General features: G+C 44.5%; 19 protein-coding genes. 10 read left to right on the top strand and 9 right to left on the bottom strand.

Annotated features, from left to right (window positions below):
• Positions 1 to 9: 9 nt before the first annotated feature.
• Positions 10 to 336, bottom strand: coding sequence for a hypothetical protein (locus GF309_04890; protein MBD3158105.1), 327 nt, complete (start codon positions 334 to 336; stop codon positions 10 to 12).
• Positions 337 to 562: 226 nt separating this feature from the next.
• On the opposite strand from GF309_04890, the gene GF309_04885 reads away from it, so the two are divergent.
• Together GF309_04885 and GF309_04880 are read left to right on the top strand one after the other, a co-directional pair.
• The gene (locus GF309_04885; protein ID MBD3158104.1) at positions 563 to 1,069 is read left to right on the top strand and encodes a DUF2085 domain-containing protein; all 507 of its coding nucleotides are present in this window, start codon (positions 563 to 565) and stop codon (positions 1,067 to 1,069) included.
• 39 nt (positions 1,070 to 1,108) lie between these two features.
• Positions 1,109 to 2,248, top strand: a complete 1,140-nt coding sequence (locus GF309_04880; GenBank protein ID MBD3158103.1) for an aminotransferase class I/II-fold pyridoxal phosphate-dependent enzyme — start codon at positions 1,109 to 1,111, stop codon at positions 2,246 to 2,248.
• Here GF309_04880 and GF309_04875 read toward each other — a convergent pair.
• Positions 2,245 to 2,940 carry an HAD-IB family phosphatase gene (locus GF309_04875; GenBank protein MBD3158102.1) on the bottom strand — a complete coding sequence of 232 codons (696 nt, stop codon included), beginning with the start codon at positions 2,938 to 2,940 and terminating at the stop codon, positions 2,245 to 2,247. The genes GF309_04880 and GF309_04875 overlap by 4 nt on opposite strands.
• Positions 2,941 to 3,009: 69 nt before the next feature.
• The gene (locus GF309_04870) at positions 3,010 to 3,402 is read right to left on the bottom strand and encodes a hypothetical protein (GenBank protein ID MBD3158101.1); all 393 of its coding nucleotides are present in this window, start codon (positions 3,400 to 3,402) and stop codon (positions 3,010 to 3,012) included.
• Between the two features lie 139 nt (positions 3,403 to 3,541).
• Here GF309_04870 and GF309_04865 point away from each other — a divergent pair, with 139 nt between their 5' ends.
• The 3 genes from GF309_04865 to GF309_04855 all read left to right on the top strand — a co-directional run bounded on the left by GF309_04865 (position 3,542) and on the right by GF309_04855 (position 5,975).
• Entirely contained in the window at positions 3,542 to 4,489 is a 948-nt protein-coding gene (locus tag GF309_04865; protein ID MBD3158100.1) for a hypothetical protein, read from the top strand.
• A gap of 39 nt (positions 4,490 to 4,528) precedes the next feature.
• The gene (locus GF309_04860; GenBank protein MBD3158099.1) at positions 4,529 to 5,686 is read left to right on the top strand and encodes an ABC transporter permease subunit; all 1,158 of its coding nucleotides are present in this window, start codon (positions 4,529 to 4,531) and stop codon (positions 5,684 to 5,686) included.
• An 82-nt stretch (positions 5,687 to 5,768) separates the two neighbouring features.
• Entirely contained in the window at positions 5,769 to 5,975 is a 207-nt protein-coding gene (locus GF309_04855) for a dodecin domain-containing protein (protein MBD3158098.1), read from the top strand.
• Between the two features lie 60 nt (positions 5,976 to 6,035).
• On the opposite strand, the gene GF309_04850 is transcribed toward GF309_04855, so the two are convergent.
• Entirely contained in the window at positions 6,036 to 6,863 is an 828-nt protein-coding gene (locus GF309_04850) for a CPBP family intramembrane metalloprotease (protein MBD3158097.1), read from the bottom strand.
• Between the two features lie 115 nt (positions 6,864 to 6,978).
• Between GF309_04850 and GF309_04845 the strand changes: the two genes are divergently transcribed.
• Positions 6,979 to 8,979 (top strand): S8 family serine peptidase, encoded by a 2,001-nt coding sequence (locus GF309_04845; GenBank protein ID MBD3158096.1) that lies wholly within the window; start codon positions 6,979 to 6,981, stop codon positions 8,977 to 8,979.
• A gap of 1 nt (position 8,980) precedes the next feature.
• On the opposite strand, the gene GF309_04840 is transcribed toward GF309_04845, so the two are convergent.
• Positions 8,981 to 9,373 carry a hypothetical protein gene (locus GF309_04840; GenBank protein ID MBD3158095.1) on the bottom strand — a complete coding sequence of 131 codons (393 nt, stop codon included), beginning with the start codon at positions 9,371 to 9,373 and terminating at the stop codon, positions 8,981 to 8,983.
• A gap of 121 nt (positions 9,374 to 9,494) precedes the next feature.
• Here GF309_04840 and GF309_04835 point away from each other — a divergent pair, with 121 nt between their 5' ends.
• Complete coding sequence (locus GF309_04835; GenBank protein MBD3158094.1) at positions 9,495 to 10,130, top strand: DUF99 family protein; 636 nt, start codon at positions 9,495 to 9,497, stop codon at positions 10,128 to 10,130.
• A gap of 73 nt (positions 10,131 to 10,203) precedes the next feature.
• Here GF309_04835 and GF309_04830 read toward each other — a convergent pair whose 3' ends face one another.
• The 3 genes from GF309_04830 to GF309_04820 form a co-directional block, all read right to left on the bottom strand.
• Positions 10,204 to 10,821 (bottom strand): HD domain-containing protein, encoded by a 618-nt coding sequence (locus tag GF309_04830; protein MBD3158093.1) that lies wholly within the window; start codon positions 10,819 to 10,821, stop codon positions 10,204 to 10,206.
• A 46-nt stretch (positions 10,822 to 10,867) separates the two neighbouring features.
• Positions 10,868 to 11,959, bottom strand: a complete 1,092-nt coding sequence (locus GF309_04825) for a BMP family ABC transporter substrate-binding protein (GenBank protein MBD3158092.1) — start codon at positions 11,957 to 11,959, stop codon at positions 10,868 to 10,870.
• 117 nt (positions 11,960 to 12,076) lie between these two features.
• Positions 12,077 to 12,778, bottom strand: a complete 702-nt coding sequence (locus tag GF309_04820) for a helix-turn-helix domain-containing protein (protein ID MBD3158091.1) — start codon at positions 12,776 to 12,778, stop codon at positions 12,077 to 12,079.
• A gap of 179 nt (positions 12,779 to 12,957) precedes the next feature.
• On the opposite strand from GF309_04820, the gene glmS reads away from it, so the two are divergent.
• Positions 12,958 to 14,790 carry a glutamine--fructose-6-phosphate transaminase (isomerizing) gene (gene glmS, locus GF309_04815; GenBank protein ID MBD3158090.1) on the top strand — a complete coding sequence of 611 codons (1,833 nt, stop codon included), beginning with the start codon at positions 12,958 to 12,960 and terminating at the stop codon, positions 14,788 to 14,790.
• Positions 14,791 to 14,793: 3 nt separating this feature from the next.
• Here the strand turns inward: glmS and GF309_04810 are convergent, their stop codons facing one another.
• Positions 14,794 to 15,132 (bottom strand): hypothetical protein, encoded by a 339-nt coding sequence (locus tag GF309_04810; GenBank protein ID MBD3158089.1) that lies wholly within the window; start codon positions 15,130 to 15,132, stop codon positions 14,794 to 14,796.
• An 83-nt stretch (positions 15,133 to 15,215) separates the two neighbouring features.
• On the opposite strand from GF309_04810, the gene GF309_04805 reads away from it, so the two are divergent.
• Both GF309_04805 and GF309_04800 read left to right on the top strand, forming a co-directional pair.
• Positions 15,216 to 16,178, top strand: a complete 963-nt coding sequence (locus tag GF309_04805) for a RimK family alpha-L-glutamate ligase (protein ID MBD3158088.1) — start codon at positions 15,216 to 15,218, stop codon at positions 16,176 to 16,178.
• A gap of 119 nt (positions 16,179 to 16,297) precedes the next feature.
• Positions 16,298 to 17,218 (top strand): hypothetical protein, encoded by a 921-nt coding sequence (locus GF309_04800; protein ID MBD3158087.1) that lies wholly within the window; start codon positions 16,298 to 16,300, stop codon positions 17,216 to 17,218.
• Positions 17,219 to 17,235 lie beyond the last annotated feature (17 nt).

Here is a 17,235-nt window from a genome sequence, read left to right as displayed (position 1 = left end):
TCAAACCCTCTAAAAGATATGACGTATTTTCATGAGATCTCGTGCGGAGCCTTTCACTTTCAACTTGCGCTTGAGTAATGCAGAAGCTGCACTCATTTCTTCCATGAACAGCTTTCGAATGGTTTCTTTATCGCTCTCAATCTTCATATCGGGGTCCTCGAGGCCGCCATCATGCACTTCAATATTATTATCTGCAACAACAAAATGGTACGTCCCGCCATCTTTCAGATTCAATAGGGCGGTTTTATTCCATCCGTCAATTGCCTCAATAGTCTCTTGGCGCTCAAGGCCAACTGCAATCCTTTCTCGCATAAGATTCAGAAGATTATCATTCATGAATAGTCACCAGACTACCGATGGGCGCTCGATAGAGGATTAAATTGTTTTCCTATCACCGAAACGATGTTCGACAAATTTCAAAATTCACCCTAAAGTACGTCAAAGTAGTATGATGGTCGAAGCTGGTTCCATCTTCGACCTTATTGCTGTATACACCTATCATAAAGATGTACGCAAAGGTAACAGAGATAAGCAGCACCTCTAATGAAAACACGTGGTACCCTTGGGTAGCGATGATAGTGACGGAACTACTAATATTCCCTCGAGGTTATTAGAGTCATCCGAGCCGAGTAGATTAAACGAGATAAAGGAAAGCATGCACGTAATGCTTTCTCACCATCCACCGTCTCTTTATGGCCACTGTCTTCGTGTGTCAGCATTTGGGCATTCTCTCTACCTTTGTGCTAGGTGCGCTGGCATATATGGGGGTCTTCTAATTGGTATCGCATTCTTATTCCTAACATCCGTACCACTGACACCGCCGTGGTTTTGGTTTCTTCTCGCTGTGGGTTTGGGAATGGCTACTGTTACGGATTGGGTAACACAGCGTCTGACTTACAGGAAGACAACCAATGATGTTAGAGCACTATCCGGATTCATCAGCGGACTTGGCCTTTCAATCATATTCATGCTGGCGAATTTCTTCTACATGCTTTTCGCTTTGGTTATCATGAGCATTACTATCGCTGGAGTTTCGGTTCTTGAGAAGCAGCGGAAAGAGAATCATTAGCATTTTAAGCAGCAGTCATTCTCACCCTGTCGGTGCAGTATCTTGATTCCTATTGCGAAACCGATTATAGACGAAGCAGAAATCCAAGCTGTTCGTGAAGTGCTTGAGTCTGGAATGCTTGCCGAAGGCGAGGTGTCAAGGAAGCTAGAGCGAGAGTTTGCTTCTTACATCGGCGTGAAGCACGCATCAGTAGCGACAAATGGTACTGCAGCACTGATAACAGCACTTGAAGCAATGGACATTGAGCCGGGTGATGAAGTGATAACTTCTCCTTTCACATTCATCGCGTCGGCTAATTCAATTGCACTTGTGGGCGGTGTTCCTATCTTTGTGGACATAGATCCAACAACCTACAATCTTGATCCCCGTCTTATTGAAGATGCAATTACGGAGCGCACCAAGGCGATTATGCCAGTTCACATTTTTGGAATGCCTTGCAACATGAGAGAAATAATGGCTATTGCTGAGGATTATGATTTGATGGTCATTGAAGATGCATGTCAGGCTCATGGTGCGAGAATTGACGGTAAGCAAGTAGGAACCTTTGGAGATATCTCCGCTTTCAGTTTCTATGCAACGAAGAATATGATGACTGGAGAAGGTGGCATGATTGTAACCGACAATGAAGATCTTATGGATCGCGTTCTTATGATAAAGAATCATGGCCGCGGAAAAGAGGGTGGATACAGTCATTATAGAATAGGATACAATCATAGAATGATGGACTTGGTCTCTGCTATTGGGAGAGAACAACTGAAACGATTACCCGAAATTGTCAAGTCAAGAAGGAAAAATGCAGAACTGTATGACGAGATTTTCTCACAATTCAGTGAAATCACGCCACAACATGAACCAGAAGGTTTCGAATCAGCCTATCATGTATATGCGCCGCGGCTCGAATCAGAGAAATTGACTAGAGATGAAATGATTGCTGAGCTGAGAGACGCAGAAGTGGGGTCAAGGTCTGTTTATGCACTCCCCTGTCATTTGCAGGGAACCTATCAGAGAATAGATGAGTGGCGCTGGGCGGAATATGTCACATATCCTGATTATAGCTCCTTAGAACTACCGCACTCTGTCGCAGTAGGTGATGATCATTTCGAAGTACCGGTACATCCGGGCGTCAAGGAATCAGACATTGACCATATCGAAGATGTCATTGAGGAAGCCCTATCCTAGTGTGGAGGCAGAATAAAGGGCAGAACATCACGTAGATCCTTTGATTCAATTCTGTAATCTGCTGCCTCTGTCACTTTCTCACTAACAGGATTAAATGCAATACTGATGGCTGATATACCAAACATGGCTATATCATTCTCTCCATTTCCAACACTTGCCAGACCGTCAGTATCGAACCCGTTTGAGCTAAGGTACTGAAGGATACGTTCAGCTTTTTGTTCTCCACCCATTACATATTCGACTTCGCCATTATGCTTTCCATCTTCCTCAGAGAGCACATTCGAATAGGCGAAATCGAGATTCAGCCTGTCAGAGAACGGAGCCATAAACCACTGGCTGACTCCACTTGACACACAGCCTACTTCATACCCTCCCTCTTTCAATTTCGCTACTGTTTCTTCTGCTCCAGTCATCAGAGGAAGCTCATGAACAAGATTCTGAAGTGCGCTTGTTGATACATCCTTCCAAACCCTTGCTCCTTGTACAATCGATTCTTCGAGCTTCAGAGCGCCTTTTGCTGATTTCATCATTACTTCTTTTAGTTCGTCTCCTATGCCCACCTTCTCTGCTATTGGCAGTGTCGCGCTTGGGCCGTCAAAGAGAACCCCATCCAAATCTAAGGCCACAACTTCAAGATTCTTCTTCCGCAAATTATCTTGCTCCCTATTATGATTGTACTCTCTTCGCTTCATGGGGTTGATTATATTTTCTATAAGGCAGGTTAGTTTACTTCGAGAGATACGAGAATGATGACTTCTTGTTCATTTGGAGAATCTTTTCATTACTGTTGAAACAAGGAATGAAGTAGCCATCGCTATTATCGATAGGAGTAGCGCTGCTGTGATAAGAATTAGATAGAAGAGGCCAAGAGATGCCTGCAACTCACTATTTGTCAACAAACCGTTTTGGATAAGATAGTCTGCTATTTGCGGTGCTGCAACGAGTTCTAATGTAATATACGCTAGAGCCGATCCGCTGAAGGCTACCAGAGAAGCTCGTTTTCTTGCTTTGATTATGTAGGCAGCGAGTGCACCGGTCAGAATTGGGGTGAAGATATAGGCAACGAAAAACAACCCTGCGTTGGCAAGAGCAATAGCTAGGATTGCAATGATTTCTTTTCTCCTCGTGTGGTCTGCAGTAGTTGTGTTTTCCATTCTGGTTTCTCTCTCGAAAGAGACGATTTAATGATGTTGGAATCAACGCTTTGCTAAATTCAAGCTCGTCAGACCTGTTGAATGGTACAATTCATTGCTTTGCTAATACTTAACAGCAGCAGGCTCTTTTGGAGTGAAAATGAGTTTCAGAGAGGAAGGAACCGAAGGCCCCGCTGTACATGAATTGGAATGCCCTCGAAGATATGACCTGATCAAATCTATCCATGCATGGACATATCCTGATATTCAGCCCGTTCCCGAAATCACTGATAATAGATTGTTTCGCAGGGTCTTGACTGTGGCTGACGTGAGCACACCAGTAAGCATTTCTCAACCTTCAGCGGGCGCTAAGCTCGAAATCCAGTGTCCTGCCAACGTAGATATATCGAAACTCAAACGCAAGATAATCTTCATCCTAGGTCTTGATGTTGATACAAGCGAAGCAACCGAGAGGATCAAGGATGATGACTGCATTTCGTATCTTGCTGAGAAAATAGATTTCTTACGACCTTATACCACAGATTCCCCTTTTGAAGGTATAACGAAATGCATACTCCAACAGCAGATTTCTTTTCGAGCCGCGAATGTCATAACTCGACGTCTTGTGCTTGAGGCTGCCTCTCCCATCCAGTACATACATTCGAAGTACTATAGTTTTCCGAGCTGTGAGGACATAATGGAGCTCGGTTCTTCGGGTCTTAAGAAACTGGGTGTGGGCTACAAGAGCGACTATCTACTAGGCCTTTCTTCTATGGTTGCATCAGGCAAATTGGATTTAGAAGAGTTCAAGCTGTTACCGCACAAGGAGGTAGTAAAACGGCTTCACCCTGTTCATGGAATTGGGGACTGGACTATCAAGGCATTTGCAATTTCATCGCTTCACGATTTCTCTATTTTCCCTCTGAGTGATTTGGGCGTTAGAAACTTGTTGGGTAATCTCTATGGCACAGGCGATGCGATGAAAACAAGACAAGTTGAACAGCTGATGACGAGATGGGGATCGTCAGCCCCTCTTGTGCTTTATCTCCTGATGTGTGCTGATGTACTGGGTCTCATTGAACAAAGCACCCGTTCCAAAAAGTCATAAATGGTACTGGGAGTGGTTTGCCACGGAAAGTGGTAGCATTTGTCCTCGGAACGAAAGAACTCCAAGCTGTGGCGCATTCGCTCTATGTTCTTGAAGGAGCTAAACCTCATCAAGAATGACAAATATGCCCTCTTGCTGGTTTTCGTTTTGCCTGGTATGATTATGGGCACGATGTTCGTTGCTATCGAACAAGGAGAAGCAGGTCAGATGATGGGGGAAACATCCGATGAATCCTCGGGTGATGTTCTGTCAGTGGGCGTTGTAGATGCAGATCCCACAAACACGTACCCGGGACAGGACCTATCCGAGAATTTCACTTGGTATCTCCAAGAGAGTTCTAGTCTACTAGTGACAATGTATGATACCGAGGAAGAAGCCCTTGATGCTCTTTACAGGGACTCTGTGGATGCCTATGCTGTAATACCGTATGGATTTGAGGGTAACATATCAGGGGATATTCCCGCTTTCGTTCAGATTCATATCAGCTCTACGAATTTCGATCAACAATCAGCAGTATATACCGCTTTTAGCCAAGCCATAGTGTCTTTTCGTTCGGATCACGGTTGGATAAAGGGCGAAGTCAGGATGAAGAACGTTAGAGAATTTGAGCCGGAGGGAAACTACACTGCAGCCACCTTCGGAGTTTTTCTTCTTGTATTTGCATCATTTATTGCAACAGCTGCCACTGCTGCACAAGCTATTGTTGGCGATATACCCCTCAACCGGATGCTTCTTACCCCAGCAACGAAACTCGAGGCAATACTATCCAAGACTCTGGCCTATTTCACGGTGGGTATGATTCAAGCTCAATTCCTGTTGGTTCTATGGATTGGTCTATTTGGCATTGTACCTAATACCGATTATCTTACCCTCAACGCCGTATTGGCTCTTATGGCATTCTCTGGCTCTGCTCTGGGTGTCTTTATTTCCACTTTATGCAATACTCGTCTCCAGGCGAATCAATCATTTCTACTTCTTCTGTTTTCCTCTTTCATAGTCGGGACAGGCTTCATGGATGTGGGAATTGTTGATGAGTACTATCCTTTGAACCTTGGCCGAGTGATGCTATTTGACACCGCGTTCAAGGGCCTGCCTATCACTTATTTCACTCCCGATATTATACGAGTTCTGATTTTCTCCTCTGCCATGTTGCTCTTAGCATATATTGTCTTCATGAATAGGCAGACGTTGGCATAGAATGGAGATTCTTATTGATTAGGGGCAACAGCCTTAAGGCCATTTGACATTGGAATTCTATCCATTTGAGGAGAGATACAAAATGACTACGGTTGTCAAAGTTATAGAGCTTATTGGGGAATCTGAAGAATCTTGGGAAAAGGCCGCTGAAAATGCGTTGAAAAAGGCAGCAGAGACGATTAGAAACATCGTCGGTCTTGATGTGGATCATTTCACTGCTAAGGTAGATGGCGGCAAGATTGTTGCCTATCGTGCAAATGTGAAAGTTGCTTTCGAATACGAAGGCTAGTATACCGGATTGCCCATTTGGGTAACTGAAGGGTTGATTGTCAACCCTTTTACCATTTTTTTAGATTCCGAGAAACGCCAGGATAACAACCACTGAATTGTTTAAACCATGAGCAACTGTAGGTCCTATTATGGAATAATTCCTTTTTTGGGCTAACCAACCAAGGAACAGCCCGAGTACAAAACGGGCAGGCATACCATAGAGATCTAGGTGTATCGCGGCGAAAATTAGGGAAGTAATAACGAGCGAAATGAGTTTGTAGCGACTTCTTCTATCTCGGAAATAGATATCCATTCTCCTTTGGAGGAAGCCTCGGAAGAGGAGTTCTTCTGAAAGTCCTACAACCACAAACATAACAACAACCCAAGCGACTAGTTCTGGAATAGTCTGGGCATAGATAAGCCCCACCTGATCACCCTCTGGATAGCCTACTAGTTCATAGACGATGAAGGTAATCAGTATGTTTGACGCAAGCATGACAGCCCCGGTTCCTAAGCCGAAGAGGATTTCTTTGACCGGTGTTCCCCGTTTAAGGCCAATTGCATCAAAGTCGAAACCGTGCTTTCGGATATATCTGATTGGCGGAACTAAGAATCCAAGTTCTGAAATTGTTATTGCCAAAAATGCCCAAGGGGCGATTTCAATCTGCAACGTGGTCAAGTTGACTGATATCCCGCCCAGTATGAAAAGGGGGATCATGATGACCAAGCCGAGTGCTATTGTGAAGGCAAAAGCTGCACCAGTCAACACCAATACATGGAAAAGCCTATCCCAGTCGACTTCGCGTTCGATATTACTTCCTGGTTCAAATATGCCTATTGTATCGGCTTCCTGCATTGCATGGTAGTCTGGGTCTTCCATAACCACGGACTGACACCTCGTATGCATGCTATTCCTGATTGAGATAAGGATTTGGTTGTTGGAACCCAAAAGAGGGTTTAATACGTTAATAGCTTAGCCTTTATGCGCAGCTGTAGATATCGAAGATGGAGCAGAGTAGATAATGCAACCTGATAATGAGCTTGTTCCGCGTAGAGGAAAAGCCATTCTCATAGCAACCATAATAATAACTACGGGGGTTACCGTTTCTGCTTTTCTACCTCGGGGATTACTTCCGCTCTCTTCTGCTCCGTGTATTGCGGTTATCGATTCCGGTATTTCACCCTCAAATGGGCTTTCTACCCGTATTGTATCTGAGCGAAGTTTTGTGAATTCATCGTATGGTTACTCTGTGAATGATGAGACTACCTCTGATAGTAAACCAAATGATGTTCCTCATGGTACGTATGTTGCCGAGATAGCGGTACGGACAAACCCCCATGTACAAATTGTGAATGCGAAGGTAATTACCTCTGAAAACCATGCAACTCTCCAAGGGGTTATGCAAGCGATTATGTGGGTGGTGAATGAGACTGATGCTACAATCATCAATCTCAGTCTAGGAAGCATGCCAACCTCCGGAAAACCTCTTCAGGAAGTAATAGAGTGGGCCTTTTCACAAGGTGTAGTTCTGGTTGCAGCCGCTGGGAACGGAGGGCAAAACGGGCTCAGAGGCTCCTCCATTGAAACACCTGCCATTTTTCAAGAAGCCATCGCTGTAGCAGCAATAGATAGTTCCGGTGCCCTGTTTCCTTTTTCAGGACGCGGCCCCCTCAGAAACAGAATAATCAAACCCGATATAGCCGCCTTGGGAATATATGAAGATGCTAGCGGCAGAGAAGTTGCCTATGGTACAAGCTTTGCAGCCCCGAGAGTTTCTGCAGCAGCTGCGGCTTTGATTAGTCTGTGTGACTCCAACGGTTGGAAATGGACTCCTGGCATGATTAAGGCGGCATTATTGGCAAGTGCGAGTCACCTTGCAGCCGAGTCTTGGGAAGTAGGGGCTGGTCAACTCGATTTGAACGCTGCAAAAGCACATCTAGAAAATGTCCCTAAACGTAATTCCTACCCGATGGCGGCATATGTGATGCCCGAAGAGTTTCCATATGATTTCGAAAGAATATTTGTGAATGTCACTACTACAGTTACATGCTCCATATTCGCAACTACCAATGCAACTTTTCATCTGAGTTATATGGGATCTGCAGCTTCTTGGATTCGGGGCATAGATACGGTTTATGTGAACCAAACTGGTGTGTTTTCTTTCAGCATCCGAGTGATAAGCTCCCAGTCACACGAAAATCTAGAAGTCTTGTTAAGCATATCCTCACCGGATTACCTTACCATGCGAGTAAAGACTGCTTTTGATGTCCACGTACCTATTGCTACCATTGGCTTTGATTTGACGCATACCGTATGGCCAATTGATTCAGTTTATGGTCAATTTCGAAGCTTCTATGAAACGCTCGGCGAATTGGGTGTTGCAGTAGAAGAAATCCGTGGTTCGGATGAACTAACCTTCACTAGGCTGAAGAGTCTTGATGCGGTAGCTATTTTGGATCCATGCACTTGGAGTTATTCCAATGCAGATCTGAATTCAGGAACGACAAGCCCATTATATACTGTGGATGAACTTGACCTGTACACAGAGTATTGGGAAGACGGTGGTAGCCTTTTTGTTGTTGGGTTGGATAATTCCAGTATAAATGTAGGTGCTGCAAATAAGCTTCTATCGAGATTTCACATTACTTTCAATTACGATTGCATACCTGAGACGAGAATAGTACTCAACGGCATTCCATCTACACGTCTGATAACTGGTCTAGAACCGCATGCTGTCACTCTAGGGGTGAGCAGTTTCGACTACTTAGGCTGCTCTTTGAACTACACAGGTGATGCTTATGAAATTGCATACACACAGATTTCTAGGCAGGATGAAGATGGTCTTCTTTACGTTGAAAACAAAACAGTAATGGTGGGTTTGGAAGGCGATAAACAGAACAGGATGGTTGTTGTTGGCACCAATTTCCTGCTTGACAATTACGCCCTGAATGAACTGTACGAATCCTCTGACAACAAGAGATTGGCCTACAGGATTGTATTGTGGCTTACCGGAGAAATTTAAACTAGAGAAGTGGTGCAATCTTTTCAGCCATTGTCTTTGCTTCGTACACAAGTGCTCCTGTTCTACTGGATTTGGCTGCAGCAAGGACGAGTATTGCTTTTTCACCTGCACTCGTAATCACAATGTATCCCTTTTCATTCGTCATTAGAACCTGCTCAAGCTCTCCTTGGTCCATTCGTACAGCCGCCATATCTGCAACACCTAGAATCGATGCGGCCATAGCTGCTATTTCTGCTTCTTCCAAGTCTGCAGTAGTGATCTCTGAGGTGATGGGGAGACCCTCTTTTGACAAGAGCATAATGGCTCTCACCCCGGCAGCAATACCTTGCTCCCATCGCTCTTTGATTATTTCTTTGATTTTTCCCTGCGTTTGTTCGAAATCTAGGTCGAACATGGTGGCTTTTCTCCAGTCTCGCTCGTGGTACTTCGTCTGGTCTGGGAATTGCGCATTAATAAATGTACGCTGGCCGAAAGACCTCTCGATATCTTTTTTCGTATGGAGCTATTAATACGACGTGGATTGGATAATCTTGAGAGATACTGCGGAAAAACTCACCCTTGGTTCAAGAGAAGAACAATACGATGTTTGGAAAGCAGGAGCCCGCGTGTTGGGAATTGCTGAGAGTTTCTCCAAGCAAGATTCAACAAGTACTGTAGTTGGTATTGTGATGCGGGGTGATTTGCGCATAGATGGGTTTGGGATGTGTCATCCAACAGTCGGAGGACTCGATTCAACTGAGGAAATAATCGCGATGTACAAAAGGCTGAATCGTCCAGATATCCGCGCCTTAATGCTTGGGGGCTCTGTCATTTCTTGGTTCAATATCGTAAATCTGCAAGGGCTTTATGATGCTGTCAATATACCCGTTATTAGCGTGACGTATGAAGAAACAGAAGGAATTGAGAAGTACATTCGAGAATATTTTCCTGAAGATTATGAGGCCCGAATGGAGATGATAAGAAAAGGTGGGGAACGTCAAGAGGTTTCCCTTGGTAACAACCAGAGCGTCTTTGTGAATGTAGTTGGAATGAGTATTCTTAGATGCAAAGATGTTTTGAATACTTTCGTAATCGAAGGTCGAGTTCCTGAGCCAATACGAGTTTCTAGACTTATAGCTGGTGTTCTCAGGAAAAGGTCCACTTTAACTTGATTGAAAGCTATCGTTGAGTGTGGATTCTCGAACAATTGATTCTCTAGCCCTCTTGACATGAATGGTTCTTCGATTATCCCCCGGTTCTAATCAAGTCTTTGTGATCTTTAGCTAGCTCATCGAATATCGACATCACAGAATCTATTGTAAGACTACTTAGCACATCCTTACTCTCGGTGAAGAATGTATTCAACAGGGTTGGGGGAACCCCTGAATTCTCGAAACTCCGAGCTTGTACTATCATATCAAGTATATCAGCTGCTCTCACTATTTTTGCTTCATGGGTTTTGCATGCAACACATTCTTGCCACGCTTCTCTTAATCTTCTGCGTATTTTCTTTTCTGGGAAACTAGAAATGATTTCTTCAAATGCACTATTTTCTAAATCTTTCTTGGCTTTTAGAAACTCTTTATCTCTTTTCACGATTGCCTTTGAAGGAATGTCTGAAATAAGCGATTCCGGCAGATCATGGATTAATGCCATGGTAAGAACCCTTGAAATATCACAATTCTTCCCTTGACTGTCCTCAAGAAGCGCCAAAATTAGCGCGATGATGGTAGTACCCCAAGAATGTTCTGCTACGCTTTCAGAAGCAATAGTTGTTATTCCTTCAAGGGCCCAGCCTGAGCGCTCAGTATTTTTTAGAATATTGCATCTCAAAAACAGGTTCGCTATTTCCTTAGCCTTCATAACTTCCAAGGAGGAAGTAAGATGGGAAAAGACTTCCCATCTGTTCCTATGGATTGATTTCTAACGTTCCAGCGATTATTTGAATCCTGTAATCCCTCAATGCATCCATCAATCCATCAATTGGATTTAGATATGTGGAACTGTATTCAAAATCAGTGACATTGACGCCCCCATTGGAAAGGTTGTAGTGGAACGTCTTTCCTCCTGGGAAGTCATTCCAGAGAGTAGCGTTGATGATATCATAGGCTGCCTCTCCTGTCCGAGGAACAACACTAGTGGGAATCCAGCTTGGAGCAACTGGGATTTCTGGGTTTGCACAACCATAATAGTCTTGGTTAGCTTCTGCTCCTATAACCAATGGCAGTCTACCCTCAGCACGCAATGTTGCATTTATGTTCTCCATTGCTCGTCTAACACCGTTTATACTTGCGCGGACAGGGGCGAAAATGATTGATACATTTTGCTGAATGAACATGTTTTGAGTTTTCGATTCGGCAAGTGCTGTTTCGTTGTATCCGTTCAGGTATTCGGGTTCCAGCACTTCAACGTTGAAATCATACGTTGAATTGGCATTTTGCACGCCCTGTATGAAACCATTAATCATTCTAGTTATTGCTGCATCCTCTTCAGTGGCTCCCAGAATCCCAATTATATCGGTGTAGGATGGTTCTGACGCAACGAAGGCTGCTAGGGCTCCCGCTAAGAAAGCTGCTTGTTCCGTTGCAAAGGTGGCTGAAGCGACATTCTCTGCATCAACGACTCCACCAATTATTGCAAATTCCTGAGAAGGATAATCTGCTGCAACGGACGCAACTGCGCCCTCAAGGCGTTCTCCAGCTGCTAGAATCAACGTATGCTGTTGACTTTGTGCAAGCGACTCCAAAATCTGTACTGCTTCAGCCTGTGTACTGGGGAGTTCCTCTGGTATTCTATACTCAACCGGGATATCTCCTTGTAGATTTTCAAGTCCTTCTTCAAAATGATCGGCAAAGCTGAGGTCACCGAAACCTGGTTCCATGACTACGACCGCAACCGTTCGAGGTGCAAACGGATCGGTCATATACAGAAAACCGCCGATACCGGCGAACACCAGCGCAACAATTATTCCACTTGTTATTATTCCTGACCTTGAGCTCAAGATTCTTCCTCCAGGGTTCTTGAGGTCAAAACCGTATGCGGATTAAAAACCTATTGCTCAGAGAAAAAAGCTAGCTTGAGTCAGCCAGCATATACTGACAAACACTTGCATTGCTGATCACATACCTTTTGCTTCAGCAGTATGTTTGTGCTCTATCTGGGGAATCTCATCGAGCAAATCGAGATTCCACTCATTAAGGTCTATAGTCAAGAAACAATCCTTTCCTTCATCAGGACAATCAATTCTTATTGTGACGCGTTCTTTTGAGGATTCCTTGATTTCAGGATTCAAACAGCCATCCTCCAGCTTCTCCATGAGAAACATGACAAATGCTTTGGTAATCGTATTCAGGCTTCCTTTAAGAAGAGCATCACCTAAATCATCTAGATAGTGATTCTTTCTCCTTCCCTCTTTCTCTACTTTCACCAAGCCAACTTCTTGCATTTTTGATACGTGCCAGCGAATCGTATCGTGATGCACGTCTATTGCTTGTGCCATTTCTCTTTGATAACAGCCTGGATTGTTTACAATATATGCGAATATGTCTTGGGCCGTATCGCTGCGCATGGTAAGATATGCCTTTTCTGCATCGGTTGATCGCAACATCTTTGGATAGTATATCCTCTTTCCCGCAAATTTCATGGAATTGATTAGACCCTCTCGTTCAAGCACTCGAAGATGCCAGCTTAGAGTACCAAGCGGGGATTCTAGGATATCTACTAGTTCGAGGAGATAGGTTCCTGGATTCTCACAGAGCACCTCATAGAGATCTCTTCTCAGTGGATGAAGTAACAGTGCAAGCCTCTTTTGATTACCCATATCTCTATCCCGACCAGTAGTAGCGTGTATTACTCGTAAAGGTGATAAAAGCTCTTCGTACCCTCGCCTACCTTTCAAACGAAACCTGAACTGCCACAAGCCTTTTTTACGGAATGTTCTGCAGTAGCCACCTGTAGACCGAATGAAAACAGATTATCTTGAAATGACGAGGGAGCAATGTGTGCGGGATAACGGGTATCGTCAGCAAAAATCGTGATGACATCGGTCGATTGCTTGTTACATGCAGCAAGAAACTGACATATCGTGGCTACGATTCGGTTGGGGTAGCCACAGTAAGAAATGGGCAGGTAGATTTGCGGAAGGATGTTGGCACTATCGAAGATGTCAACAGACGGCTTCATCTCTCTGAAATGCGAGGTGACCGAGGTATCGCCCAATTGCGTTGGGCAACCTATGGCGCTCCCACGAAAACAAATGCCCAACCCCATTTCGGCTGTACAAAAACCTTCTACGGTGCGCACAACGGAAACCTGCACAACTACCATCAGTATAAGGAAGAGCTGATCGAAACTGGTCATGAAGTCAGGTCCAATAATGACGGCGAACTCTGTGTTCACGCTGTTGACAAATACTATGAACAAACCGGAGATATGCGCGAGGCGGTACGTCTTTCTACTCAGGATTTGGAGGGTGCTTATGCATTTGCAGTGGGCAGAGCAGACGAAAAGAAGATTTATGCTGTCAAGATGGGCTCCTCACTTGTGGCTGGCTTAACAGACAAAGAAGCCATAGTATCGAGCGATCTTCCATCCATTCTCCCCCTCACCAATGACGTTGTCTACATCACCGAAGGTGAAATGGTAGAAATCGGTCCTGGCTCTGTTGATGTGTTCAGAATCGAAGATGGGAAGAAGCTGAATCGTGAACCCGAAAAATCTGATGTAGACGAAAACGCAGCGGAGAAAGGTGGATTTCCCCACTTCATGCTGAAAGAAATCAACGAACAGCCAGAGATAGCTCAAGATGTTCTTGGTGTCCTTGAGGACGAAGAAGCAGATAACTGGCTCAAAATGATTGAGGAAACATCAAAACACTACTTGGTGGCTTGTGGGTCTTCATTCAACGCAGGGCTTGTTGGTACATACTACTTCAACCGCCTTGCTGGAATTTCAGTAACTCCAGTGATTGGCGGTCAGTTCAAGCCAATGTATGGTAATACCGTTGATGAGGACACCTTGTGTATGCTTGTATCACAGAGCGGAGAAACCAAGGACATTATGGATGTCTTAGACCTCGTAGAGGACAAAGGCGCTGGCAAGACTCTTGGTGTCTTGAACGTTATCGGTAGCACCCTCATGTTTGGTGCTGATGACTACATTCCGATGGCTTGCGGCTACGAAGTAAGCGTACCTGCAACAAAGACCTATTTCTCTCAGACTATCATCTTCGCCTACCTTGCCACTCGCCTAGGTATGAGGAATGGAACTCTGGACAACTCCGAAGGCAAGGCAATCATTGACAGCTTGAAGCGTGACTTACCAGAGCTCACGCAGAAGACTATTGATCATACTGGAATACTGGCTAAGAATCTAGCACCAACAATGCTGGATGTACCCGATTTGTATTGCCTTGGATATGGCCTTACAGATGGTGTGGCACGAGAAGGAGCTTTGAAAATCAAAGAGATATGCTACAATCACTGCGAGGGGATGTATAGCAGCGAGTTCAAACATGGTCCTTTGAGTATTGTCACAGATGGTTATCCCGTCATTTTCGTGACAACTACAGAAGATAGCTGGATGGTGATTAACCACATCAATGAAGTATCATGTCGGGGTGGGAGAACCATAGTTGTTGGTGAAAAAGAGGATAAGCTTGAACCTTATGTAGAGCATGAATCTGATTATCTTGAGGTACCAGAATCAAATGTTCTACTCAATCCAATTCTAGATGTGATTCCACTTCAGTTATTGAGCTACTTCCTTTCAGTTGACAAGGGAATCAATCCGGATAAACCACGAAACCTAAGCAAGACATTAACTGTTTCGTGAAATTCACCCTTCGCCTGTTTCGCCGATTCTCATTGATCGCATAGCCGAGGAGGCAATATTGCCCTGTCCGAGACCATCCTTTATTGAAACAATATCTTCCTCGCTAACATTCTCTACCCTATAGAGCTCGACTTTGTCCCCCAATGCCCATTGCCCATAAATCGTACTACCATCTTCTATTTCACATTCCAGAAGCCCAATAATTCCAGAACTGGACCACCAGCTTATACAGTCAACGTCGTAACCGATTTGAGAAAGGGTCTTTTGCCACAGCTTCTTGAGTCGAGTGGGCCCATGCGGATTTCTGAATGTGATGAGGACGCTCCCTTTCTTCTCGCTCACTTTATCAGATATTCTACGTGTTTGATCTTCTGAAAACAGATTCATAGGCTTCAAAAATACATGACATGTAGTATCATTAAAAGATGCACGCTATAGTCAGCTTAGTAGTGCAAGAGGCGATATTTGTGTCCGGAGAAGCATTGAGATTCGGGTTACTGTCTTCTGATCCCTTCTCACGGAGGGTCAGTGAGCTGGAGACCGCTTTGCAGAAACTTGGCGTGGAAGCTGTTCATATTCTTCCGTGGAAGGTGAAAAGAACCGTAAGTGACGGAACATATGAGATTGTTCAAGGCAATCGGAACCTGATTGATTTGGATGTAGTCATCGTTTTGGACATAGGAGCTTCAGACATCGGTAGTTATCTCAGTCGAATGGATTTGTTATCCGCCCTTGCTACAACTGGTGTGACCCTAATCAACTCCATAGAAGCTATTCGGATTATGCGAAACAAAGCCGAGACAATCAGGAAATTTGCACATCATGGCATTCCTGTACCAAAGACATTGATCACCGAATCCATAGAGGACGCAGCCGCTTTCGTTAACAAGAATAATCCCTGTGTTTTGAAACCCCTTCTCGGTTTTGGTGGTAGTGGCATCAGGCTAATTGAGAAGCAATTCGACATTAGGAATATCTATGATATCCTGAAGTTTCATAGCCAGCAATATGGCAAGGGTGCGTTCTTGCTTCAACAGTACATAGAAAATCCCGGTTATGATATTCGTGCTCTTGTGGTTGATGGTCAGGTTATTGCTGATATGCAGCGTGTTAGTACTGATGGTATCGTTACGAATATCCATGCTGGAGGCACGGCAAGGCCAAACGATTTGGAAATCAAGGATCTTGCCAAAAAAGCAGCTAGAATAGTCGGAGGTTGGCTGGTGGGGGTTGATATTATTCCGGACAAGGAAGGCGAATGCTTTGTACTTGAAGCGAACGCTACCCCTGGCTGGGCTGGTTTACAGAGTGTCACAGAAATCCGTATTGCAGAACGAATTGCGGAAAGTCTCATTCGGAAGGACCGTAGCAAAGGCGAAGGTTTTTAAGATTCGCTAAGTGCCGTTCGGTCAGATTGCTGGTAAACAGCACTCACAATTATCCTAATCTGATGAAATCCGTCCTGAGAATAAAGGACCGTAAAACGAAGTTTTGAGGTAACCCAATTTTGACAGAAGCCGCTGAAACTGCGCATGAAGATGTGGACTATCTACGAGCCAGACTGAGAGAACTAAAGACGGAAGCAAGAGAATATCTCGAGGAGCTCAGAAGAAACCGCGATAAGATGCGCGAGTATAAAAAAATTAGAGACGAACACAACGAAGAAGTTCGCAAACTGATAGAATCAGTCAAATCTGAGCGCGAAGAACGAGATCGTATTAATGCTGAGATAGCTGAATGGAAGGAGAAACGGGACGCTCTCCATAAACAGCTGAGAAGTGTGAGAGAGGAGAGACAGGAGCTCCAAAACAACCTTGTTGGTAGCCCAAAAACCGACCAGCGTAAGTTGAAAGAACGCATTGAAAGACTTGATTGGCGTCAACAAACTGAACAGCTTACGATGGAAGAAGAACGGGAGATAGTTGAAGATATAGCTCAGCTTGAACGCAAGTTAATCAAGATAAATCAGGAAAAGGAGAAACAGGATCGGATTAGTGAATTGCGTCGTCGTGAAAGGAAGCTCAAAGAGGAGGCCGGAGACGCTCACCAACATGTACTTGACTTGTCCGAGCAATCTCAGATTCATCACAAAGAGGTTGTTCGTATTCGCCCCGAACTCGAAGAAGAGAAAGACAAGGCGGACAAGGCACATCAGAACTTCGTTGAATGGCTGAAGAAAGTAAAGGCGGGCGAGAAGAAGCTCAAGAAGATTCGCTCTGATATAGATGAGATATACAAGAAGCTCCGGAAGCAGGAATCAGAATCTCGTGAGATGCGAGCCCATGAGCGGAAAAGTAGGCGCCGTGAACGTCGTAAGGAACGTGTTGATGAAGCCGTTAAGAAGATGAAAGAAGGAGAACGAATGACTTTCGATGAATTCATCTTGGCACAACGGGCGAGCGACAACGATAAGGATTCAAAGGATTAGAGTCAGCTATTTCGTTT

The sequence above is a fragment of the Candidatus Lokiarchaeota archaeon genome (genome assembly GCA_014730275.1).
GTDB lineage: Archaea > Asgardarchaeota > Thorarchaeia > Thorarchaeales > Thorarchaeaceae > WJIL01.
The sequence above is the reverse complement of the archived record's forward strand: the minus strand, read 5'-3'. Positions and strand labels throughout refer to the sequence as shown.

Excerpts from the sequence above, each read along its gene's own strand:
- GF309_04850 (MBD3158097.1), bottom strand. The coding sequence starts at position 6,863 with ATGCATACGAGGTGTCAGTCCGTGGTTATGGAAGACCCAGACTACCAT.
- GF309_04820 (MBD3158091.1), bottom strand. The coding sequence starts at position 12,778 with ATGGGTAATCAAAAGAGGCTTGCACTGTTACTTCATCCACTGAGAAGA.
- GF309_04855 (MBD3158098.1), top strand. The coding sequence starts at position 5,769 with ATGACTACGGTTGTCAAAGTTATAGAGCTTATTGGGGAATCTGAAGAA.
- GF309_04870 (MBD3158101.1), bottom strand. The coding sequence starts at position 3,402 with ATGGAAAACACAACTACTGCAGACCACACGAGGAGAAAAGAAATCATT.
- GF309_04830 (MBD3158093.1), bottom strand. The coding sequence starts at position 10,821 with ATGAAGGCTAAGGAAATAGCGAACCTGTTTTTGAGATGCAATATTCTA.
- GF309_04840 (MBD3158095.1), bottom strand. The coding sequence starts at position 9,373 with ATGTTCGACCTAGATTTCGAACAAACGCAGGGAAAAATCAAAGAAATA.
- GF309_04805 (MBD3158088.1), top strand. The coding sequence starts at position 15,216 with ATGCACGCTATAGTCAGCTTAGTAGTGCAAGAGGCGATATTTGTGTCC.
- GF309_04845 (MBD3158096.1), top strand. The coding sequence starts at position 6,979 with ATGCAACCTGATAATGAGCTTGTTCCGCGTAGAGGAAAAGCCATTCTC.
- GF309_04890 (MBD3158105.1), bottom strand. The coding sequence starts at position 336 with ATGAATGATAATCTTCTGAATCTTATGCGAGAAAGGATTGCAGTTGGC.
- GF309_04865 (MBD3158100.1), top strand. The coding sequence starts at position 3,542 with ATGAGTTTCAGAGAGGAAGGAACCGAAGGCCCCGCTGTACATGAATTG.
- GF309_04875 (MBD3158102.1), bottom strand. The coding sequence starts at position 2,940 with ATGAAGCGAAGAGAGTACAATCATAATAGGGAGCAAGATAATTTGCGG.